Source organism: Paracoccus sp. (in: a-proteobacteria), assembly GCF_030538495.1.
Classification (GTDB): domain Bacteria; phylum Pseudomonadota; class Alphaproteobacteria; order Rhodobacterales; family Rhodobacteraceae; genus Paracoccus.
Map to the genome: position 1 here is coordinate 28,688 of NZ_JAUNTW010000005.1, position 21,780 is coordinate 50,467.

Sequence of the window (21,780 nt, forward strand, 5' to 3'; positions counted from 1 at the left end):
CCCGAACCGGGGCGCGGCATCAACCCAATGGGGCCTGATATGGAACAGATCATCCGCTTTATTTCCAAGGTCCATCCCTATGACGGTCTGTCGCAGGACGAACTGGCGCGCGTCGCCGGTTCCTTCAGCCGCAGACAGGTGCCAGCAGGCGCCCCGGTTTACCAGATCGACGACAAGCTGGCGGGGCTTTATCTGATCGAAAGCGGCAAGATCGCCGTGACCGACCGCAACGGCGATTCGGTATCCGAACTGGGGCCGCGCAATTCATTCGGCGAACGCGGGCTGTTGCGCGACGGCGTGGCGGTGACATCCGCCACGGCGGTCACCGACAGCGTGATCTTGCTGTTGCCCGCCCCCGATCTGCGCCGCCTGATTGCCGAAAACCGGGCGGTTGCGCGGTTTTTCGACCGGGGACGGGGGACGCCCGAACGGGCCGCTCCGATCGCCATGCTGAAGGTGGCCGAGATTTTGCAATCGCGCGGCAAACCGCTGGCCTGCGCGCCCGACACGCCGATCATCACCGCCGCCCGCCTGATGCGCGACGCCCGCGTCAGCAGCATCGGCATCACCGAAAACGGGCGGTTGCTGGGTCTGGTGACGATCCGCGATATGTCCAGCCGTGTCGTGGCCGAGGGCATGGACCTGACCCGTCCCGTCCGCACGATCATGACCGAAAACCCCATCACTCTGACCCCGCAATCGCTGGGCTATGACGTGCTGAACCTGATGCTGGAACGTCGCATCGGGCATTTGCCGGTGGTCGAGGATGGCAATTTCGTCGGCATGGTCACGCAAACCGATCTGATGCGGGTTCAGGCGGTGTCCTCATCCGTGCTGATCCGCGAAATATCGGATGCGGGCAGCGCGGCGCAGATGGTGCGCGTCACGGGCCGCATCCCCGAATTGCTGGTCAGTCTGGTGCAGGCCCATCACCGGCACGAAGTCATCACCCGCATGATCACCGACATTGCCGATGCGGTGACGCGGCGGCTGTTGGCACTGGCGGAACAGCGGCTGGGACCGCCGCCCGCGCCCTATCTGTGGGCGGCCTGCGGATCGCAGGGGCGGCAGGAACAGACCGGCGTGTCGGATCAGGACAATTGCCTGATCCTGTCGGACGACACGCCCGCCGATGATCCCTATTTCGCGGAACTGGCGCGGTTTGTCTGTGACGGGCTGAACGAATGTGGCTATGTCTATTGCCCCGGCGATATGATGGCGACCAATCCCCGCTGGCGTCAGCCGCGCCGGGTCTGGCGCGATTATTTCCGCGGCTGGATTGCCACCCCTTCGCCCGAAGCGCAGATGCTGGCCAGCGTCATGTTCGATCTGCGCGCGATTGGCGGCGACATGCTGATGCTGGATGATCTGCAACGCGAAACGCTGGATATGGCGGCGAAAAATTCGATCTTTGTTGCGCATATGGTTGGCAATTCGCTGAAACACCGCCCGCCTTTGGGGCTGATCGGCGGCTTTGCCACCATGCGGTCGGGCGAACATCGCAACCAGATCGACATGAAGATGAACGGCGTGGTTCCCGTCACCGATCTGGGCCGCGTCTATGCGCTGAAGGGGCGGCTGCCGTCGGTGAACACCCGCGCGCGGCTTGAGGATGCCGAGGCGCATGGCGTGATCTCGGCCAGCGGCGGGCGCGATCTGATTGCGGCCTATGACCTGATCCAGACGATGCGGCTGGACAATCAGGCGCAACTGGTCAAGGCGGGGCGGCGGCCTGACAATTATCTGGCGCCGTCGGACCTGCCCGATTTTGAACGCAGCCACCTGCGCGACGCCTTTGTCGTCGTGCGCAATATGCAATCGGCTGTGGGCCAAGGGAAAGGTATTCTGGGATGACGGGTGTTGGCGCGGATGTGTTGGGTGTCATCGCGGTCGGCGTGGGGATGGCCGCGCTGATGTATGCCGCGGTTCATGCCGCGCGCAAGGCCGGGCTGACGCCGCCCAAATGGGCAATCCCGGCGGGCATCGGTCTGGCCATGGTCGTGTATTCGGTCTGGAATGACTACGCTTGGGCGGGCCGTGCGATTGCCCGCCTGCCATCGGACGCGGCGGTGCTGGCTGTGGGGCGGACGGCTCAGCCTTGGGCGCCGTGGACCTTTGTTCTGCCGGTGGGGGTGCGGGTCGCGGCGATTGATCCGGCCAGCATCACCGATCAGCCCGACGGCACCCGGATGGCGCAGATCACGCTGGTGGAACGGCGCGGTCAGACCATCATCGTGCCGCAACAATTCGACTGTGCCGCAGCGCGGGTCAAACCCGCGCGTGGCGACTGGGCGCAAGTGCCGGGCGATGATCCCGCACTGCTTGCCGTGTGCCATCAAGGGGGGAGCCATGGCCAACATACTGGTGATCGAGGATGAAGATAACATCGCCGTCGCATTGGATTTTCTGCTGACGCGCGAAGGCCACAGCCACGAACGCATCGCCACCGGCGCGGGGGCCGTGGACAAAATCCGCGAATTGCATCCCGATCTGGTGCTGCTGGATGTCATGCTGCCCGAGGTGTCGGGATACCAGATCGTCCAGGACGTGCGCGCCGATGACGGGCTGTCGGATGTGCGCGTGCTGATGATGACCGCGCGCGGATCACAGGTCGAACGGCGCAAGGGCATGGCCTTGGGCGCGGACGGGTTCATCGCCAAACCGTTTGAATTATCGGAACTGCGCGCGGAAATGGCGCGATTGCTGGACGGTTCGCCATGCTGATGGGGCTGTCGCTGCGGCTGCGGATCCTGTTGATTTTCGCGGGGTTGGCGGGGGTGGCCTTGGCGCTGATGGCGACGGCGCTGTGGGTGGCGTCGCGCGGACTGGCCGCGCGCGGGATCGAAACCGGCGCCATGCTGGACGCGCTGATGCAGGGGGGGCTGTTGGCCGGTCTGGGCCTGATCGCGGTGCTGACCGCCGTGTGGTATCTGTTTGATCTGAACGTCGCCAAACCCATTGAAAGCCTGGCCGGAGGTCTGCGCACGGGCCGCGCCCCCGATGCCGAACAGGCGCGCTATCTGGCCGATCTTGGCCCCGCCGCCCGTGACGCGGCGGTCGCGCGCGCCCAATCGGCCGAGGCTTTGGCTGATGCCATCCGCGAACATGCTGCGGAACTGGCGCGCGAAAAATCGACGCTGGAATCCATCCTGTCGGATTTCGGCGCGGGCGCGGTGATGACCGATCCGCAGGGGCGCGTGGTGTTTTACAACGCATCTGCCGCGCGGCTGTTGCCGGGGCTGGCTCTGGATCGTCCGCTGGATCGCCATTTGGGGCGCGGAGCCTTGGACGCCGCCGCCGCCCGCATCGCCGCGGGGGCCGAGGCCACCGATCTGCGCGTCCTGACGACCGAAGGCCAGCAACTGTCCGGGCGGATGCGCCGGATTGATGACGGCACGCTGTTGATCCTGCGCGACCGCGCCATGGAACGCCCGGCCCCGCGCGCCACGCTGGAATCGCTGCGCCGCCATGCCGCGACCTTGGTTCCCATGCTGGACGCCTTGGACGGGCCGATCCCGCCCGCATTGGCGCAGGCGATCCGGTCCGAAGGTCACGGGCTGGCCGCCGCCACGCGCGCCCTGTCCGACACGATGGCCAGCGACGCGCCCGGCACTTTCGCCGGGCTGAACGAATTGGCGGCGGGGCTGACCACCGACGATCTGCCGCGCATCGCGCTGCGGGCGGATGCCGGACCACTGAACGCGCTGTTGCGGCTGTTGGATCAGCAGTTGCGCGCCGATGGCCATGCGCCGGTTCTGCATGTCACCACCGACGATCCCGCTGAGGCGCATCTGATTCTGGAATGGCCCGGCGCGCCGGTCCCCATCGACCGGCTGGAAGGCTGGCTCAACACCGCCCCCGATCCCGGCCAGCCCGATCAGACCGGCGCGGATATTCTGGCCACCCACGGCACCGGCGCATGGCCCGAACGCGCGGGCGATCACGCGCGGATCGTGCTGCCCCTGCCCATTGCGCAGGATCAGGCGGGCCATGCGGGCGTGACCTATGATTTCGCACTGGCGCAGCGGGGGGCGGCGTCATCGCGGCTGGCCGATCTGACCTGTGTGGTGTTTGACACCGAAACCACCGGGCTGGACCCGACCCGCGACCGCATCGTGCAAATCGCCGGGGTGCGGATTGCGCGCGGGCGGCTGACCGGGGAACGGTTCGATACGCTGGTCAATCCGGGCCGCCCCATCCCGCCCGCTTCGACGAAAATCCACGGCATCACCGACGATATGGTGAAAAACGCGCCCGACCTGACCACGGCCCTGACCGCGTTTCAGCACTTTACCGAAGACACGGTGATGATCGCCCATAACGCGCCCTTTGATATGGGGCTGTTGCGTCATGCGGCGGCGGAAACCGGGGCGCATTTCGACAACCGCGTGCTGGATACGGTGCTGCTGTCCGCGATCATCTGGGGTCAGGCCGAAGTTCATTCGCTGGACGCGCTGACCGAACGGCTGGGCATCACCATCCCACCCGAAGATCGTCACACCGCCATGGGCGACACAATCGCAACCGCGCAGGCGTTCCTGAACCTGATCCCCGCGCTTGAGGCCAAGGGTTTCGGCCGCTTTGAACAGGCGGTGCAGGAAGGCAAGAAATACAGCCGCTTGATTCAGGACGCCAATATCCGCCCCGACGCCTATCCGGCGAATGAAAAACCGGCCCCCTAGGGGACCGGTCCGTTACATCAGCCGCATTTGGAATGGCCGCAGGATGGGCAGGTCATGCAGCCTTCGACCATGCGCATTCCGTATTGGCCGCAGGACGGGCAGGCCGGGCCGCGGGGGCGTTCGCCCACGGCCATCACTTCGGCCTGCGGGTCGGATTTCAGGCCCATGCCTTCACCCGCAAGGAACCCGGTTTCGATCAGATGGCGTTCGATCACGCCGCCAATCGCGGCCAGAATCGACGGGACATAGCGCCCCTGCATCCACGCCCCGCCGCGCGGATCAAAGACGGCCTTCAATTCCTCGACCACGAAGGACACGTCGCCGCCGCGCCGGAACACCGCCGAAATCATCCGCGTCAGCGCCACGGTCCAGGCGTAATGTTCCATGTTCTTGGAATTGATGAAGATTTCAAACGGGCGGCGATGCCCGCCATGCAGAATGTCGTTGATCGTGATGTAAATTGCATGTTCCGACCCCGCCCATTTCAGCTTATAGGTCGCGCCCTCAAGCGCGGCGGGGCGGTCCAGCGGGTCGGTCAGATAGACGACTTCGGCACCGGTATCGGCCTCGGGGGTTTTTTCGGTGTCTTCGCTGACCGACAAGACGCTGCCCGTCACGTCATTGGGGCGATAGGTGGTGCAGCCTTTGCACCCCAGATCCCATGCCGACAGATACACATCCTGAAAATCGTCAAAGGAAATGTCTTCGGGGCAGTTGATGGTTTTGGAAATCGACGAATCGACCCATTCCTGCGCGGCGGCCTGCATGGCGACGTGATCTTTGGGCGCCAGCGTCTGCGCGTTCACGAAATAATCCGGCAGGGGCGCGTCGCCTTTCAGATCGCGCCACATCTGGACGGCGTAATCGACGACCTCTTCTTCGGTCCGGGAACCGTCTTTTTGCAGCACCTTGCGGGTATAGGCATAGGCGAACACGGGTTCGATCCCCGACGACACATTCCCGGCATAGAGGCTGATCGTGCCGGTCGGCGCAATGCTGGTCAACAGCGCGTTGCGGATGCCGTGTTCGGCAATCGCCGCGCGCACATCGTCATCCATTTTCGACATAAAGCCCGATTTCAGATATTCATCGGCATCAAACAACGGGAACGCGCCCTTTTCCCGCGCCAGATCGACGGACGCCAGATAGGCCGACCGCGCAATCGCCCGCATCCAGTCGCGCGTTTGCTGCACCGCATCCGCCGCGCCGTAACGCAGCCCCAGCATCAGCAGCGCATCGGCCAGCCCGGTGACGCCCAGACCGATGCGGCGCTTGGCCTGCGCCTCGGCCTCTTGCGCGGGCAGAGGGAAACGGCTGGCATCGACGACGTTATCCATCATCCGAACGGCGGTGCGCACCAGATCGTCCAAGGCATCCGCGTTCAGCTGCGCGGCGTCCGTAAACGGGGCCTGCACCAGACGCGCCAGGTTGATCGAGCCCAGCAAACACGCGCCATAAGGCGGCAAGGGTTGTTCCCCGCAGGGATTCGTCGCCGCAATCGTTTCGACATAGTTCAGGTTGTTCGCGGTGTTGATCCGGTCAATGAAAATCACGCCCGGTTCGGCAAAGTCATAGGTCGCGCGCATGATTTTGTTCCACAGATCGCGCGCCTGCACGGTGTGGTAAATCCGGCCACCGAATGTCAGATCCCATGACCCATCGGCCTTGACCGCCTGCATGAAATCATCGGTCACCAGCACCGACAGGTTGAACATGCGCAGCCGCGCGCTGTCCTGTTTGGCCTGAATAAATTGTTCAATATCCGGGTGATCGCAGCGCATGGTCGCCATCATCGCGCCCCGGCGCGACCCCGCCGACATGATGGTGCGGCACATCGCATCCCACACATCCATGAAGGACAGCGGCCCCGACGCGTCGGCGGCCACGCCTTTGACCTCGGCCCCCCGCGGGCGGATGGTGCTGAAATCATAGCCGATGCCGCCGCCTTGCTGCATGGTCAGGGCGGCCTCTTTCAGCATGTCGAAAATGCCGGCCATGCTGTCGGGGATGGTCCCCATGACGAAACAGTTGAACAGCGTCACCGCGCGGCCCGTGCCGGCCCCGGCCAGAATACGACCGGCGGGCAGGAATTTGAAATCCTCTAACGCGGTGAAAAACTTGGCTTCCCACGCGGCGGGGTCTTTTTCGACGCTGGCCAGATCGCGGGCGACGCGGCGCCAGCTGTCTTCGACCGTGGCATCAATGGCCTGCCCGCTGGCATCCTTCATCCGGTATTTCATATCCCAGATTTGTTCAGCAATCGGCGCGGCAAAGCGGGTCATTATGCGTTCCTTAGTGGCAATACGGGCAGACACCACCAAATATAGTGGTCGTCAACGCGAATCAAGTCAGATTTCGCGCAACTTAGCACCATCCAGTCCCGCGCGCACAGCGGTTTCCGTGGCGGCGGCCAATGTTTTCCGCGTCTGTCCGCCGACCGGCACGGGGGGGTGCAGCATGACCGTCACCGATCCCTGACGCGGGGCTGATAGCACGGTCAGCAGATGCGGCCCCAGTGCCATATCCGACCACCAGCCGTAAAACCGCGCATCCGCCCCATCGGGCGCGCGATACACCGCCGTCATCGGCTGAATCGCCAGACCATCCGGCAGATCGGGGTCCAGAAAACCCTGAAACAAGGTCGGCTTGAACGGCAGCACCCGGCGGCCATCGGTCGATGTGCCTTCGGGGAAAAACAACAACCGATGCCCGGCGCGGATACGGGCGGCGAATTCATCGGCCTGCGCCCGCGCCAGTTTCGGGTCGCGCGTCACAAAATGCGTGTTGGTGACGCGGGTCAGGATGTTGATGCCGGGCCAGGTCGCGACCTCGGATTTGCTGACGAAAAACACCGGGGCGGCGGCGTTCATCACCAGAATGTCCAGCCAGCTGGAGTGATTCGCCACCACGGCCCCCGGCCCGCGCATGGGTTGGCCCCGGCGTGTCCAGCGGATGCCGATGCAGGCCACGACCAAACGGCACACGCCTTGCACGAACGGCCCCGTCCACGGGCGGCGCGCGCGAAAGATCAGCCATTCAACCGCGCGCAGCGGCAAAATCAGCAGCACCCCCACCAGCAGCACAGCGACCGCAGGCGCGCCCCGGCGCAGCACGCGCCACCAGCCCGCAGCACCTTGCGGTCCGGGCAGGTCGGGGGGAACCCCTTCGCGCCATGTGGCGGGGTTGGTCATGCGGGCCTGCGGTTTTCGTAAAACTGGCGATGCTTGGCCGACATCGCCGCCGTATCCATCAGCAAAAACACGTCGGTGGTGTTAAAGGCACGGTCGATAAAGGCCCCCTCACCCACCTGACCGCCCAGCCGCAGATAAGCCTTGATCAGCGCAGGCATCGCGACCATGGCCGCGCGGCGGTCCAGATCACCCGGCGCGATCAGGTCCATGCGGTGAAACCCCGCGTCCCGCGCGCACGGGCGCAGATCGGGCGGGGCCAGATGGTTGTGGTGCAGCCATGACAGCGCCGGGGCCAGCTCCATCGGGTCGGTGCCGTGAAAGCTGGCGACGCCGAACATGATCTCGATCCCGCGATCCAGCACATAATCGGCAAGCGCGTTCCACAGCAAAAACATCCCCGTGCCGCCGCGATGTTCGGCATCGACGCAGGACCGCCCCAGTTCCAGCACCGGACGCCCGCAATGGCGCAGAGGGTCCAGATCATATTCGCTGTCGCAGTAAAACCGCCCGAATTCCGCCGCCCGGTCCCCCGGCAGCAGGCGATACACCCCGACCACATGATCCAAATCCGCCGGGTCGCGGCGCGTGTCGATCAGGCACAGGTGATCGACCACCGGGTCGAATTCGTCGCGTTCCAGCATCGCGGCGTGATCGACCAGAGGCCCATCTCCGTGCAATTCCTGCACAAATACGCGATAGCGCAGGCGCTGCGCGGCCAATAAGTCCTGTTCATCCGCCGCAAGTCGGACCTGATAAAAGGCGGGATTTGATTTCATCGCGGAGCTGTCCGGCTGTGACGTAACAAAGGATGATCCTAGAAAGGCCGCGCCGGGTTTGCAACCAAACTGCAACACCCTACAACCTTTGCGTGTGTCACAATTGATTTAAGCAATTTTGACGTGCAGAACATCGTCATGTCTGCGCTTTATACCCAGTCCGCCCGAACCAGTTCCAGCATGACATACCGGCCGTCAATCACGCGCTTGCCGGCATCGGCAAAATTCACCGTAATCAAATGCCCCATGCGCGACTGCACCTGTCCCGGCCCCCATTCGGGCGCGGCGGGATGACGCACGATCATGCCGGGTTCCAGAATTTCGTTCACGCAGACCCCCTGACCCATTTTCACAAAGGTATTCTCAGATGACGACAGAAACAACGCGGATCACGGGTGGCGATTTGGCGGCCTTGGTCGGATCGCGGCTGTGCCATGATCTTGTGTCGCCTTTGGGCGCGATTGGAAACGGGGTTGAATTGCTGGAGATGTCGCCCGATTTTCCGGGCCTGTCCGCCGCCCCGGAAATGGCCCTGATCGCGGAATCCATTGCCGCCGCCCGCGCCCGGATTCAGGCGTTCCGCATGGCCTTTGGCAGCGCCGCCCCCGATCAGCGCGTGGGCGGGGCCGAACTGTCGCAATTGCTGGCCGGTCTATCCGCGCAGGGGCGGCTGCGGTTGGAGCTGAACGCCTCGGGCGATTTTGCACGCCCCGATGTGCGGATGCTGATTCTGGCGGTGATGTGTCTGGAAACCGGCCTGCCTTGGGGCGGTCGGGTGATTATTCTGCACACCGCCCCCGGCTGGCGTCTGGTGGCCGAGGCGACCCGCACCCGCCCCGATCCTGCATTATGGGCGTGGCTGGGGGGCGAGAACGCCCGCAGCCCGGTGGCGTCCGAAGTGCATTTCCCCCTGCTGGCCGAGGCCGCCCGTCAGGCGGGGCGCGTGATGGAATGGGAACTGGACGAGACGGGCGCGGAGATTCGGTTTTAAGCGGGGTTTTGTCGGGATAGCGCCGGGGGCCAGCCCCCGGACCCCCGGGATATTTTCGCCAAGATGAAAGGGCGGGGTTTGGGGCCGGTGAGGGTGCGAGGGTCGGGGACTGCGCCCTATGGCGGCGGGGGCTGGTGATCCGTGCGTGCTGCGGGGTGGTGCGAGCGTCCGTGTCCCGGAAAATTCAGACGTGGCAAGGGTTTAGCAGGAAAAACAGGCGTCCGTGGGCAGGCGCGGATGGTGCCAGCCCATTCCCGGCGGGTTCGGGTGCGGCGCGGTTTCCGCGTGTAAATGGACCCGTTGGCAGGCCAGTGCTGCGTTCCATTCGGCGGTGCGTCCGCATCACGGTCCTGCGTTCCGCCCGGTGCTGCGTTCACGTCGCGGCGTCAGGACGCGGCGGGGGTGTAGTCTTCGAATGTGATGTTGTCGGCGTGGCGGCGGGCGGCGCGTTCGGATTCGGCGTTGCGGATCGTCCAGCACAAGACCGGGTGACCGGCGGCGCGCAGGTCCGCCACGCGGGGGCGCGTCAGGTCGGTATGGTCGTGCGACATGAACGACGCGCCTACAGCGTCGAAATCCGCGATCTGCGCCAGTTCTTCGCGGCGGGCGTCGGGGACGTTTGGCCAGTCATCCGCGCCAAAGTCACAGGTCGTCAGACCCACCGGCGTATCCGGGGCCACGTCACGGAACGCCGCGACCATATGCGGGTTGAATGACATCACCGCCACCGGCCCGGCATAACCCGCCAGCACCCGCGCCACGGCCGCCGACAGATCGCCGGTGTTGGGGCCACAGGCGCCGTCCTGATCCTTAATCTCGATCAGCAGCGGCACACGGCCCGCCACGCGATCCAGAAACTGCGCCAGTGTCGGCACGCCCTGATCCGTTCCCAGCAGGCGGAACCCGGCGATGTCATCCAGCCCCGATGTCGCGATAAAGCCCGGTTGCCCGGTCAGCCGCGCCAGATCATAGTCGTGAAACACCATCGGCGTGCCGCAGGCGGCGGGCTGGATGTCCAGTTCAATCCCGTAACCCGCCGCAATGGCCGCATCGGCTGCCGCAAGGCTGTTTTCCGGCGCGTCGGGGCCGTGCAGGCCACGATGTGCAATCGGAGTCGTCACAAAGACCTGCGGCAGCGGGGGCATCAGGCGACCTCGAAAATCGCTTCGATTTCAACGGCGACGCCCAGCGGCAAAGCGGGCGCGGACACAGCGGCGCGGGCATGGGCGCCCTTGTCGCCGAACACGTCGACCATCAGGTCGGAACAGCCGTTGATGACCTTGGGCTGGTCCGTGAAATCGGGGGTCGAGTTCACAAAGCCCGTCAGTTTCACCACCCGAACCACGCGGTCCAGATCGCCGATGGCGGCCTGCAATTGCGCGATCAGCGCCAGACCACAGCGGCGCGCGGCATGAGCGCCCTGTTCCACGCTGGTATCATCGCCCAGCTTGCCCTTGATCAGACCGTTTTCATCGGCGCTGATCTGGCCCGACACGAAAACCAGATTGCCGCTTTGAACATATGACACATAGTTCGCCGCAGGTGCGGGCGCGTCCGGCAGGGTGATGTTCAGTTCGCTCAGGCGGGCGGTGATGGACATGGGACAGCTCCTGTTCAAAATCTGCGCTATGTTAGGCGGTTCCGGGAGGGATGTCATGGCCTAACGGCGGGTCCATGACAGAGGCGTGACAAAGGGGGGCGCGCCCCCTGTGATCACAATTCTTCGACCTTGACCGTTACGGCCATGGTTTCCGCGCCGCCGCCCATGGCCACGCCGCGAATGGGGGCCGCGTCGGTGGCGTCCAGCCCGGACCCCAGCCGGACATAGCGATCATCCGGGCAGCACCGATTGGCCGCATCAAAGCCGACCCAGCCCAGCCCCTGAATATGCAGTTCCGCCCAGGCATGGGCCGCGTCATGGGGTTCGCCGTCAATCGTGGCATGCAGATAGCCCGACACATAGCGCGCCGGAATGTCGCGCAGCCGCGCCACGGCGATCAGGGCGTGGCTGTGATCCTGACAGACGCCTTCGCCCAGCTCCAAGGCTTCGGACGCGGTTGTGTGCGCCTCGGTCACGCCGGGTTGATAGCGGATCGCGTCCGCCACAGCCGAGGACAGCCGATGCGCCAGATCCAACGGGTCGGCGGCATCTTTGACGGACGCGGCCAGATCGCGCAGACCGTCGCCCGGTTGCGTCGGCGTGGTGTGGCGCAGATAGGCCAGCGGGTTGATCATCTCACGATGGCCGCGCAGCACGCCGGCGGTGTCGGTGGTGTCCACATGGCCCGTCACCTGCACCCGGATTTCAGCGGCGGGACCGCGCAGGGTCCAGCCTTCGACCCAATCCCCCGCTCCGTCGCGGAAACCGGGGCCGCGCTGCCCGCCGGGAATGTCGATCAGCCAGTCATGCACCCGCTGCCCTTCGAACAGCGAGGGCGTCAGCCGCAGGCTTTGCACCAGATTGCGCACCGGACGGTCATAGCGATAGGTCGTTTCATGCGTCACGCGCAGTTTCATCGCTACGCCCCCCCTTGCAGATAATCCTGATGCACCAGCGTGGACACCGTGGCGATTTCGCCAATAAACCACGTCAGAAATTCATGCAGGCCATCGTCGAAAATCGTGTCGATGTCGTGTTTTTGCAGCCGCTCCAGCACCTGACGCGCTTTGTCGCGGGCATGTGCCGGAACGCCGTCGCCGTAACGGCGGGCCAAGCCTTCCAGATGCCAGACCGATTCATAAAGCGAGGTGATCAGCGAACGCGGGCTTTCGCCGTTCAGGATCAGGAAATCCGCGACACGACCCGCAGTCACATCCCCGCCATAGGCCCAATGAAACGCCCGATGCGCCGACAGCGCGCGCAGGATCACCTGCCATTGGTAGCTGTCCAGTTCCGACCCCACAAATTCGATCCGCGGCAGCAGGACGAAATATTTCACGTCCAACAGCCGCGCCGTGGCATCCGCGCGTTCCAGACCATAGCCCAGATTCATGAAATGCCAGCCATCATTGCGCAACTGCGTGGCGTTGATCGCGCCGCGCACGGTGGCGGTGTGGCCGGTGATGAAATCGGTCAGCGTCGCCGGGTCAATCAGATGACGCGGTTTGCGTTCGATATTGCGCAATTCCTGATAACACATATTCAGCGCGTCCCAGACCTGAGACGTCAGCGCCGTGCGCACGATCCGCCCCGATTCGCGGGCGTTTTCGATGCAGCAGACGACCGAAGACGGATTGCGGCGGTCGAAGAAAATGAATTCCTCGATGTTTTCCTGCGATACGTCGTCATAGAGCTGGTTGAACAGGCCCGAATTGCCCGTCGCGTGCAGCAGCGATTTCCATTCGTTTTGATAACCTGCGTCCGTGTTGGGCATCAGCGTGATGCGTTGCCCCACGTCCAGCAGGCGCGCGCCCGTTTCGGCGCGTTCCAGATGACGGCCCATCCAGAACAGGTTTGATGCGGTCCGGCTTAGCATATCCAGTCCCCCTTATTCCGACAGAACCCAGGTGTCTTTGACACCGCCGCCCTGAGATGAGTTCACCACCAGACTGCCTTCGCGCAGCGCCACCCGCGTCAGACCGCCCGGCACCAGTTCGATGCGTTCGCCGCACAGGCAGAACGGGCGCAGATCGACGTGACGCGGCGCGATGCCTTCGTCCACAAAGGTTGGACAGGTGGACAAAGCCAGCGTCGGCTGCGCGATGTAATTGCCCGGATTCTTTTCGATTTTCTTGCGGAAAAAGTCGATTTCGTCCTTGGTTGCTTTGGGGCCAACCAACATGCCGTAACCGCCGGAACCGTGAACCTCTTTCACGACCAGATCGGGCAGGTTCGCCATGACATGTTTGTAATCGTCGTCTTTCCACAGGGTCCATGTCTGGACATTGTTCAGAATGGGTTCTTCGCCCAGATAAAAGCGCACCATATCCGGCACAAAGGTATAGATCGCCTTATCATCGGCCACGCCCGCGCCGGGGGCCGAACAGATGCTGACCCCGCCCGACCGATACACATCCATCAGTCCGGGAATGCCCAGCATGGAATCGGGGCGGAAACACAGCGGGTCCAGATAGGGGTCATCAATCCGGCGATAGATCACATCGACCCGTTTCGGCCCCTGCGTCGTGCGCATATAGACAAATTCGCCATCAACGAACAGATCCTGCCCCTCGACCAGTTCGACGCCCATCAGGTTGGCCAGAAAGGAATGTTCGTAATAGGCGCTGTTGAAATGCCCCGGCGTCAGGATAACACAGGTCGGCCGGTCGTTGCATTTCGCAGGCGCCACCGATTCCAGCGTGCGGCGCAGCAATTCGGGATAGTTATCAACCGGTTCGATCCGATTGCCCCGGAACAGCTGCGGGAACATCCGCATCATGATTTCGCGGTTTTCCAGCATATAACTGACGCCGGACGGCGTGCGGCAGTTGTCTTCCAGCACATAAAATTCGTCTTTGCCGGTGCGGACCAGATCAATGCCGATGATGTGGCTGTAAACCCCGCGCGGCGGCACGATGCCGACAACCGCCTTTTCATAGGCGTCGTTCTGATACACCAGCCGCGCCGGGATGCGTCCCGCGCGCACGATTTCGCCGCGCCCATACACATCGCGCAGAAACGCATTCAGCGCGCGGGCGCGTTGTTTGATGCCGCGTTCCAATTTGCGCCATTCGCCCGGTTCAAACACGCGCGGCATCATGTCGAAGGGAATCAGCCGGTCGGGATCGCCGCCTTCGCCATAGACTGCGAAGGTGATGCCGATGCGGCGAAACAGCGCCTCGGCCTCGGCCTGTTTCATCTGGCGGAAATCGTCGGGCATCGTGTCCACCCAATCGCGCAGCCGCGCATAGGGTTCGCGAACGCGGTCGCCCTCATACATTTCGTTATAATATTCCATTGCCCCCCGCTGGTCTGGCTTTGGGTGTCAGGGTCACGACCCTGTGTGTCGATGTCCACAGGGCAACGGGTGCATCCCGTGAAAGTTCCCGCTTTTTGGGCAGACCGCCGCGCCGTCTGCCCGTTTTTTCAGCAAAATCAGACCAGTTCGATGGCGATTGCCGTGCCTTCGCCGCCGCCGATACAGATGGCCGCAACCCCGCGTTTGCCCCCCCGCGCCTGCAAGGCATGGATCAGCGTCACGATGATGCGCGCCCCCGATGCGCCGATGGGATGGCCCAAGGCGCAGGCCCCGCCATTCACGTTCACGCGGTCATGCGGAATGTCCATGCGCGCCATAAAGGCCATGGGGACAACGGCAAAGGCTTCGTTCACTTCCCACAGGTCCACGTCGTCTTTGCTCCAACCAATGCGATCCAGCAGAGCCTGCGCGGCGGGGACCGGAGCGGTCGGGAATTGCGACGGTTCCTGTGCGTGGCTGGCATGGCCCACGATGCGGGCAATCGCGCCGGTCGAATCGCGGCTGATGACCAAAGCCGCCGCGCCGTCGGAAATGCTGGACGAATTGGCCGCCGTCACCGTTCCGTCTTTGCGGAATGCCGGTTTCAGATGCGGGATTTTGTCGGGCCGCGCATTGCCGGGCTGTTCGTCGGTATCCACAACCCGGTCACCGCCCCGCCCCGGCACCGTCACCGGCGCGATTTCCCGGGCAAAAGCCCCGCTGTTGATCGCCTGATTCGCGCGGTCCAGACTGGCAAGCGCGTAATCATCCTGCGCCTGACGGGTAAAGCTGAAATCACCGGCGCAATCTTCGGCAAATGTGCCCATCAGGCGGCCTTTGTCATAGGCGTCTTCCAGCCCGTCCAGAAACATATGGTCGATCACCTGACCATGACCCAGCCGCGCGCCGCCGCGCATTTTTGGCAGCAGATACGGGGCGTTCGTCATGCTCTCCATCCCGCCGGCGACGATCAGGTCGGCGCTGCCCGCGCGAATGGCGTCGGCGGCCATCATCACGGTCTGCATCCCCGATCCGCACATTTTGTTCAGCGTCGTGGCCGGAACCGATTGCGGCAACCCGGCGGCAAAACCCGCCTGACGCGCCGGGGCCTGCCCCTGACCGGCGGGCAAAACGCAGCCCATATACAGCGCCTGCACCTGTTCGGGCGCGCGCCCGGACCGGTCCAGTGCCGCGCGGATCGCTACGCCGCCCAATTCCGCCGCCGTCAGCCCGGCAAAGGCCCCCTGCAAGCCCCCCATCGGCGTGCGCGCCGCGCCAGTGATGTAAATTTCGGTCATATGTCCCCCTTTTTCGGTCTCTGGTTACCGAATCCTAACCTTTTGAGTCTAATCCAAGTCACAGACAGGATAACAGGTGCGCAGATGAAATATCAGGTAACACAGGCCGACGACCACATCGTCATCGACATTCACGAAACGCGAATCGACGCCGCGATTGCGGTTTTGTTCAAGGATACGTTGCGCCCCATCATGACCGAGGCCAGCGGCCCGGTGCATTTGCGGCTGGAACAGGTGATGTTTATGGACAGTTCGGGTCTGGGCGCGGTGATTGCGCTGCGCAAGGCTCTGCGCGACGATCTGGTCATGGTGCTGGATCAGGTGACGCCGAATGTGGAACGGGTGTTCCGCCTGACCCGCATGGACAGCGTGTTTACCATCCACCCGGTGGGCGGGGCGGCGGTCGCATGACATCGACGCAACGGCAGAATGCCGGAACCGGACCGACGCCCGCCCCGCAAAGCCATGCCATGTTTCACCGCAGCTTTGCCGCGCATCCGTCCACGGTCCGCGACACGCTGAACCAATTGCGCGACCGGTTTCGCGGGCAGGTCAGCGATGACACGCTGGGCCGGCTGGAACTGGTCCTGGCCGAGGTGATGAACAACATCGCCCGCCACGGCGGCAGCGTGGATGGCATGTTCAGCGACCCCGACACGGTGGGGCTGGCCATGATCCATCTGTCGATTGTGTGCCATCCCGGCGGCATGGCCTGCGCGATCACCGATGACGGCAAAACCCTGCCGCAGGATTGCCTGCTGCCCCGCAGCCTGCCCGGCACGACGGCCACCGGCCTGCCCGAAGGCGGTTTCGGCTGGTTCCTGATCCAAGACCTGACGCAATCGCTGGTCTATTACCGCGAAGCGCAACGCAATGTGCTGGCCTTCAACGTGCCGCTGGACGGCGATTAATTCAACGAATGGGCCAAAGGACAGCATCCATTTCCCCCCAAGCACATCTACGAGTTCAGGATGATCCACAGCTTCACCCAGGCGGCCCAGCGTCAGGTTCTGTTCCGGGACATTAGCGGGGTTGTGATGGAATGGCTGACGAAATCGCGGGTCAGCGCGCAGCGTGTGCTGACCGCGGGGGACGTGCCTTAGTTCGGATGGTCCGCAGACTTACCCGGCGGGCACAGAATCAGGTTTTGCTGTCTAACATCAACGCATTAATGATTAACGCCCGCTTCCGGCAAAGCGCAACCCGCCGCCAAACCGCCCCCTTAATTCAACGAATTCGCCAGCGGATAACGCCCATCCTCAAACTCGCCAAACATATCGGCCAGTTCGGGATGAGCCACAGCTTCACCCACGCGGCCCAGCGTCAGGTTCTGTTCCGGGACATTAGCGGGGTTGTGATGGAATGGCTGACGAAATCGCGGGTCAGCGCGCAGCGTGTGCTGACCGCGGGGGACGTGCCTTAGTTCGGATGGTCCGCAGACTTACCCGGCGGGCACAGAATCAGGTTTTGCTGTCTAACATCAACGCATTAATGATTAACGCCCGCTTCCGGCAAAGCGCAACCCGCCGCCAAACCGCCCCCTTAATTCAACGAATTCGCCAGCGGATAACGCCCATCCTCAAACTCGCCAAACATATCGGCCAGTTCAGGATGATCCACAGGCTCACCCGACCGGTCCAGCGTCAGGTTCTGTTCCGGGACATTAGCGGGGTTGTGGAGAAGGGAAACAATCGCGGGTCGGGGTGTTACCTGCCGCTGAATATGGAACCGGATGACGCGCCGTGGTCCGCAGCCTAACCCGAACGCCACAGAGGCGGTTTTTTACCATCTCAAATCAGAGCGTTAATGATTAACACCCGCTTCCCCCAAACCGCCCCCTTAATTCAACGAATGCGCCAGCGGATAACGCCCATCCTCAAACTCGCCAAACATATCGGCCAGTTCGGGATGGTCCACAGGCTCGCCCGACCGGTCCAGAATCAGGTTCTGTTCCGACACATAAGCGACGTAATAGGTCGCCTCGGTTTCGGCAAACAGGTGGTAAAAGGGCTGATCCTTGGCGGGGCGAATCTCTTCGGGGATGGATTCATACCATTCTTCGGTATTGGCAAATTCCGGGTCCACGTCAAAAATCACCCCGCGAAACGGGCGATCCCGGTGGCGCACCACCTGACCCAAGCTGAATTTTGCACTGCGGGACTGTTCCAGCATAACCGACATTTCCGTCACCCCTCGGGGCCGCGCGCCCCTGAACCAAGGCGGGCTTTTACCCCGCCTGCCCCGCGCTGTCCACCGTCAGAGGCACCCGCCCCCCATCCGTCAACAGGGCCGCGCCACCCGGTTCAATCACAACCGCGCACAGCGCCCGCCCATGCCCCGCGCCGCCATCCACATTCAGCCGGTTCCCGTAATGGGTGGCCGTGTCAATCGCGGAATGGCCATGCACGACCAGCGGCCCGAAGGACCCCGGATGATCCAGAAACGGTTTGCGGATCCAGACCAGATCCTGTTCCGCCTGCGCGTGCAGCGCCACACCGGGACGCAGCCCCGCATGAACGACCAAAGCGCGCGGATGCAGATACCACAGCGGCAGCCCGCGCAGAAAATCCATATGATCGCGCGGCACCTGATCACGCACCGCCCGGTGCAGCGCGTCGCGCGGCTGATCGGGGTCAATCCCCCAGGATGCCAGCGTCGCCGCCGCGCCCAAAGCCGGATGATCGACCCAATGCGCGCCCGAACTCAGCCCCGGATCAATCCAATCGCGGTCATCCAGAAACCGGGGCAGGAACCGGTCATGATTGCCGCGCAGCACGACCCAAGGCCGCCCGTCCCGCTGCCCCCGCATCAGGTAATCGACGACGCCGCGCGAATCAGGGCCTCGGTCCACCAGATCACCGACATGCGCAATCACCGCATCACGCCCGCCATCGGACCACACCCGGTCATGCGCCGCACGCAACGCATCCAGATGCCCGTGAACATCGCCAATCACATAAAGCCGCATGACATCCCCCACAGGGTCAGGGCGCGCCAGACACCCGGCGCGCCCATAAGGTCAGACCTTGAACCGCAGCGGACGCACCAGCAGGAATTTGCCGGTGTCGTTCAGCGCGTCCAGAACATCGGGGCGCACAGCCTCATCCAGATACAAGATGGCAATGGCGTCATCGCCCGCCGCCGACCGGCCCAGCGTAAAGTTCGCAATGTTCACGCCCAGATCGCCCAGCGTCATACCCAAAGCACCGATCACGCCCGGCACGTCTTTGTTGCGGGTATACAGCATATGTTCGCCAATTTCGACATCCACATTGATGCCGCGGATCTGGATAAAGCGCGGCTTGCCGTCGCTGAACACGGTGCCAGCAATCGACCGTTCGCGGGTTTCGGTGACGATCGACAGCTTGATATAGCCTTCGAACACGCCGGCCTTATCCTGACGCGTGGTCGAGACCTGAATCCCGCGTTCCTTGGCGATGACCGGGGCCGACACCATGTTCACATCGGGATTGGTGGCCTGCATCACGCCCGCAATCACGGCGGCGTTCAGCGCGTTCAGGTTCATGCTGGACACCGCGCCGTCATACAGCACATTGATCGCCTTGATCGGTTCATCGGTCATCTGACCGACAAAGGTCCCCAGATGTTCAGCCAGCTTGATCCACGGCCCCATGACGGCGGCCTCTTCGGCGGTAACGGATGGCATGTTCAGCGCGTTCTGAACCGCGCCGGTCAGCAGATAATCCGACATCTGTTCCGCGACTTGCAGGGCGACGTTTTCCTGCGCCTCGGTCGTGGCGGCGCCCAGATGCGGGGTCACAACGACATTCGGCAGGTTGAATAAAGGGCTGGCGGTCGCCGGTTCCTCGGCGAACACGTCAAAGGCCGCACCCGCGACATGCCCCGATTTCAGCGCATCGGCCAGGGCGTCTTCGTCCACCAGACCGCCACGCGCGCAGTTGATGATCCGAACGCCCGGTTTCAGCTTGGCGATGTTGTCGCGCGACAGGATGTTGCGGGTCTTGTCGGTCAGAGGAACATGCAGCGTAATAAAATCCGCCCGCGCCAGCAATTCGTCCAGCTCGACCTTGGTCACGCCCAGTTCGACCGCGCGTTCTTCCGACAGGAACGGATCGAACGCCACCACCTTCATATGCAGACCCAAAGCGCGGTTAATCACGATGGATCCGATATTGCCCGCACCAATCACGCCCAGCGTTTTGTTGAACAATTCCACGCCCATAAAGCGGTTCTTTTCCCACTTCCCGGCATGGGTGCTGACGGATGCCTCGGGCAGTTGGCGGGCGACGGCGAACATCATCGCAATGGCATGTTCGGCGGTCGTCACGCTGTTGCCGAACGGCGTGTTCATCACGATCACGCCTTTTTTCGACGCGGCCGGAATATCGACGTTATCCACGCCAATGCCTGCGCGACCGATGACCTTCAAATTCGTGGCCTGCTCCAGCAGCTTTTCGGTCACCTTGCTGGCGGACCGAATGGCCAGACCGTCATACTGACCGATGACCTCGGCCAGCTTGTCTTTGTCTTTGCCCAGATCGGGCAGGTAATCCACGTCCACGCCGCGATCACGGAAAATCTGAACGGCGGTTTCCGACAGCTTATCGGACACAAGAACCTTAGGCATTGCGAAATCCTCATATGGGCGCTCCGGCCCTATCTTCTGTGCATAAATATCCCGGGGGTCCGGGGGCTGGCCCCCGGTCCGTCAGGTCAGTTCTGAGCGGCCAGCTCAGTGCGATAGGCCCATTCGATCCACGGCATCAGCGCCACGACATCGGCGGTTTCCACCGTCGATCCGCACCAAATCCGCAGCCCCGGGGGCGCATCGCGATAGGCGCCGGCGTCCAGTGCAACGCCTTCTTTTTCCAGCCGTTTCGCCACGGCCTTGGCGAATGCCGCGCCATCGGCAATCGCCGGGTCGGTGAATTTCAGACACACGCTGGTCGTCGATGCCGTTGCCGGGTCCACGGCCAGATCCGCGATCCAGTCCCGATCCGCGATGAAATCCCGCACCGCCGCCGCATTGGCATCCGCGCGCGCGATCAGCCCCTTCAGCCCGCCGACCGATTGCGCCCAATTCAGCGCGACCAGATAATCTTCGACCGCCAGCATAGACGGGGTGTTGATCGTTTCGCCCTTGAAAATACCTTCGATCAGCTTGCCGCCTTTGGTCATGCGGAAAATCTTGGGCAAGGGCCATGCGGGGGTATAGGTTTCAAGCCGTTCGACCGCACGAGGCGACAGGATCAAAATGCCATGCGCGCCTTCGCCGCCCAGCACTTTTTGCCAGCTAAAGGTCACCACATCCAGTTTGTCCCATGGCAGGTCCATGGCAAAAGCGGCACTGGTGGCGTCGCAAAGGGTCAGGCCCGCGCGATCCGCCGGGATCGCGTCACCATTCGGCACACGCACGCCGCTGGTGGTGCCGTTCCATGTGAACACCACGTCATTGTCAAAATTAACGTCCACGAAATCAACGATATGGCCGTAATCGGCCTTGCGCACGGTGGCGTCCAGTTTCAACTGTTTGACCACATCGGTCACCCAGCCTTCGCCAAAGGATTCCCATGCCAGCATATCCACGCCGCGCGCGCCCAGCAGCGACCACATCGCCATTTCGACGGCGCCGGTGTCGGACCCCGGAACAATGCCGATGCGGTAATCGGCGGGGACGCCCAACACATCACGCGTCAGGTCGATGGCCTGCGCCAGCTTGGATTTGCCCACGGCGGCACGATGCGACCGGCCCAAGGGGGCGTCGGCAAGCATATCCAAATTGTAACCGGGAATTTTGGCACAGGGGCCAGAGGAAAAGCGCGGATTAGCCGGGCGCGCTGCCGGAGTCGTCAAATCGGTCATAAACTAGCCTTCCAGCTATATGGCCCTTCGTTGGGGAAGGGTGTCCCGATTCGGTGGATACGCAACCACCGGAAAAATCGCAAGGGCGGTTCGACGCGCG

At 63.2% G+C, this 21,780-nt stretch carries 22 protein-coding genes and 1 pseudogene; 8 read left to right on the forward strand and 15 right to left on the reverse strand.

Going from position 1 to position 21,780, the window contains the following annotated elements:
• Nucleotides 1-39 precede the first annotated feature (39 nt).
• The 4 genes from Q4G20_RS05845 to Q4G20_RS05860 are packed head-to-tail and all read left to right on the forward strand — an operon-like array spanning nucleotide 40 to nucleotide 4,682.
• Nucleotides 40-1,854 (forward strand): DUF294 nucleotidyltransferase-like domain-containing protein, encoded by a 1,815-nt coding sequence (locus Q4G20_RS05845; protein WP_303342460.1) that lies wholly within the window; start codon nucleotides 40-42, stop codon nucleotides 1,852-1,854.
• A complete protein-coding gene (locus Q4G20_RS05850; protein ID WP_303342461.1) occupies nucleotides 1,851-2,378 on the forward strand; it encodes a hypothetical protein in 528 nt (175 codons plus the stop codon). The genes Q4G20_RS05845 and Q4G20_RS05850 overlap by 4 nt, the downstream gene beginning before the upstream one ends.
• Nucleotides 2,350-2,724, forward strand: a complete 375-nt coding sequence (locus Q4G20_RS05855; protein WP_303342462.1) for a response regulator transcription factor — start codon at nucleotides 2,350-2,352, stop codon at nucleotides 2,722-2,724. The genes Q4G20_RS05850 and Q4G20_RS05855 overlap by 29 nt, the downstream gene beginning before the upstream one ends.
• The gene (locus tag Q4G20_RS05860) at nucleotides 2,718-4,682 is read left to right on the forward strand and encodes a 3'-5' exonuclease (protein WP_303342463.1); all 1,965 of its coding nucleotides are present in this window, start codon (nucleotides 2,718-2,720) and stop codon (nucleotides 4,680-4,682) included. The genes Q4G20_RS05855 and Q4G20_RS05860 overlap by 7 nt, the downstream gene beginning before the upstream one ends.
• A gap of 17 nt (nucleotides 4,683-4,699) precedes the next feature.
• Here the strand turns inward: Q4G20_RS05860 and Q4G20_RS05865 are convergent, their stop codons facing one another.
• From Q4G20_RS05865 to Q4G20_RS05880, 4 genes are all read right to left on the reverse strand, one after another.
• A complete protein-coding gene (locus Q4G20_RS05865; RefSeq protein WP_303342464.1) occupies nucleotides 4,700-6,964 on the reverse strand; it encodes an adenosylcobalamin-dependent ribonucleoside-diphosphate reductase in 2,265 nt (754 codons plus the stop codon).
• 66 nt (nucleotides 6,965-7,030) lie between these two features.
• Nucleotides 7,031-7,873 carry a 1-acyl-sn-glycerol-3-phosphate acyltransferase gene (locus Q4G20_RS05870; RefSeq protein WP_303342465.1) on the reverse strand — a complete coding sequence of 281 codons (843 nt, stop codon included), beginning with the start codon at nucleotides 7,871-7,873 and terminating at the stop codon, nucleotides 7,031-7,033.
• Entirely contained in the window at nucleotides 7,870-8,649 is a 780-nt protein-coding gene (locus Q4G20_RS05875; RefSeq protein WP_303342466.1) for a GNAT family N-acetyltransferase, read from the reverse strand. Before Q4G20_RS05875 ends, Q4G20_RS05870 begins: the two co-directional genes overlap by 4 nt.
• A 149-nt stretch (nucleotides 8,650-8,798) precedes the next feature.
• Nucleotides 8,799-8,978 (reverse strand): DUF3553 domain-containing protein, encoded by a 180-nt coding sequence (locus Q4G20_RS05880; protein WP_303342467.1) that lies wholly within the window; start codon nucleotides 8,976-8,978, stop codon nucleotides 8,799-8,801.
• A 38-nt stretch (nucleotides 8,979-9,016) separates the two neighbouring features.
• On the opposite strand from Q4G20_RS05880, the gene Q4G20_RS05885 reads away from it, so the two are divergent.
• Nucleotides 9,017-9,640, forward strand: coding sequence for a histidine phosphotransferase family protein (locus tag Q4G20_RS05885; RefSeq protein WP_303342468.1), 624 nt, complete (start codon nucleotides 9,017-9,019; stop codon nucleotides 9,638-9,640).
• A 386-nt stretch (nucleotides 9,641-10,026) separates the two neighbouring features.
• On the opposite strand, the gene Q4G20_RS05890 is transcribed toward Q4G20_RS05885, so the two are convergent.
• The 6 genes from Q4G20_RS05890 to Q4G20_RS05915 all read right to left on the reverse strand — a co-directional run bounded on the left by Q4G20_RS05890 (nucleotide 10,027) and on the right by Q4G20_RS05915 (nucleotide 15,836).
• The gene (locus Q4G20_RS05890; protein WP_303342469.1) at nucleotides 10,027-10,785 is read right to left on the reverse strand and encodes a glycerophosphodiester phosphodiesterase family protein; all 759 of its coding nucleotides are present in this window, start codon (nucleotides 10,783-10,785) and stop codon (nucleotides 10,027-10,029) included.
• On the reverse strand, nucleotides 10,785-11,240 hold the full coding sequence (locus Q4G20_RS05895) for a RidA family protein (protein WP_303342471.1): 456 nt from the start codon (nucleotides 11,238-11,240) through the stop codon (nucleotides 10,785-10,787). Before Q4G20_RS05895 ends, Q4G20_RS05890 begins: the two co-directional genes overlap by 1 nt.
• Nucleotides 11,241-11,353: 113 nt before the next feature.
• Complete coding sequence (locus tag Q4G20_RS05900; RefSeq protein WP_303342472.1) at nucleotides 11,354-12,157, reverse strand: transglutaminase family protein; 804 nt, start codon at nucleotides 12,155-12,157, stop codon at nucleotides 11,354-11,356.
• Nucleotides 12,158-12,159: 2 nt separating this feature from the next.
• Nucleotides 12,160-13,116 (reverse strand): alpha-E domain-containing protein, encoded by a 957-nt coding sequence (locus Q4G20_RS05905; RefSeq protein WP_303342473.1) that lies wholly within the window; start codon nucleotides 13,114-13,116, stop codon nucleotides 12,160-12,162.
• Nucleotides 13,117-13,128: 12 nt separating this feature from the next.
• Nucleotides 13,129-14,520 carry a circularly permuted type 2 ATP-grasp protein gene (locus Q4G20_RS05910; protein ID WP_303342669.1) on the reverse strand — a complete coding sequence of 464 codons (1,392 nt, stop codon included), beginning with the start codon at nucleotides 14,518-14,520 and terminating at the stop codon, nucleotides 13,129-13,131.
• 155 nt (nucleotides 14,521-14,675) lie between these two features.
• On the reverse strand, nucleotides 14,676-15,836 hold the full coding sequence (locus Q4G20_RS05915) for an acetyl-CoA C-acyltransferase (protein WP_303342474.1): 1,161 nt from the start codon (nucleotides 15,834-15,836) through the stop codon (nucleotides 14,676-14,678).
• 84 nt (nucleotides 15,837-15,920) lie between these two features.
• Between Q4G20_RS05915 and Q4G20_RS05920 the strand changes: the two genes are divergently transcribed.
• The 3 genes from Q4G20_RS05920 to Q4G20_RS05930 all read left to right on the forward strand — a co-directional run bounded on the left by Q4G20_RS05920 (nucleotide 15,921) and on the right by Q4G20_RS05930 (nucleotide 17,259).
• On the forward strand, nucleotides 15,921-16,247 hold the full coding sequence (locus Q4G20_RS05920) for an STAS domain-containing protein (protein WP_303342475.1): 327 nt from the start codon (nucleotides 15,921-15,923) through the stop codon (nucleotides 16,245-16,247).
• On the forward strand, nucleotides 16,244-16,747 hold the full coding sequence (locus tag Q4G20_RS05925) for an ATP-binding protein (protein WP_303342476.1): 504 nt from the start codon (nucleotides 16,244-16,246) through the stop codon (nucleotides 16,745-16,747). The genes Q4G20_RS05920 and Q4G20_RS05925 overlap by 4 nt, the downstream gene beginning before the upstream one ends.
• Before the next feature lie 236 nt (nucleotides 16,748-16,983).
• On the forward strand, nucleotides 16,984-17,259 hold the full coding sequence (locus Q4G20_RS05930; RefSeq protein ID WP_303342477.1) for a hypothetical protein: 276 nt from the start codon (nucleotides 16,984-16,986) through the stop codon (nucleotides 17,257-17,259).
• A 119-nt stretch (nucleotides 17,260-17,378) separates the two neighbouring features.
• On the opposite strand, the pseudogene Q4G20_RS05935 reads toward Q4G20_RS05930, so the two are convergent.
• From Q4G20_RS05935 to Q4G20_RS05955, 5 genes and pseudogenes are all read right to left on the reverse strand, one after another.
• Nucleotides 17,379-17,504 (reverse strand): annotated as a pseudogene (locus Q4G20_RS05935) (DNA-binding protein); the annotation flags it as partial.
• A 171-nt stretch (nucleotides 17,505-17,675) separates the two neighbouring features.
• On the reverse strand, nucleotides 17,676-18,008 hold the full coding sequence (gene hspQ / locus Q4G20_RS05940; RefSeq protein ID WP_303342478.1) for a heat shock protein HspQ: 333 nt from the start codon (nucleotides 18,006-18,008) through the stop codon (nucleotides 17,676-17,678).
• 55 nt (nucleotides 18,009-18,063) lie between these two features.
• Complete coding sequence (locus tag Q4G20_RS05945; RefSeq protein ID WP_303342479.1) at nucleotides 18,064-18,804, reverse strand: metallophosphoesterase; 741 nt, start codon at nucleotides 18,802-18,804, stop codon at nucleotides 18,064-18,066.
• A gap of 51 nt (nucleotides 18,805-18,855) precedes the next feature.
• Nucleotides 18,856-20,445 carry a phosphoglycerate dehydrogenase gene (gene serA / locus Q4G20_RS05950; RefSeq protein ID WP_303342480.1) on the reverse strand — a complete coding sequence of 530 codons (1,590 nt, stop codon included), beginning with the start codon at nucleotides 20,443-20,445 and terminating at the stop codon, nucleotides 18,856-18,858.
• An 86-nt stretch (nucleotides 20,446-20,531) separates the two neighbouring features.
• Nucleotides 20,532-21,680, reverse strand: coding sequence for a phosphoserine transaminase (locus Q4G20_RS05955; RefSeq protein ID WP_303342481.1), 1,149 nt, complete (start codon nucleotides 21,678-21,680; stop codon nucleotides 20,532-20,534).
• Nucleotides 21,681-21,780: the final 100 nt, after the last annotated feature.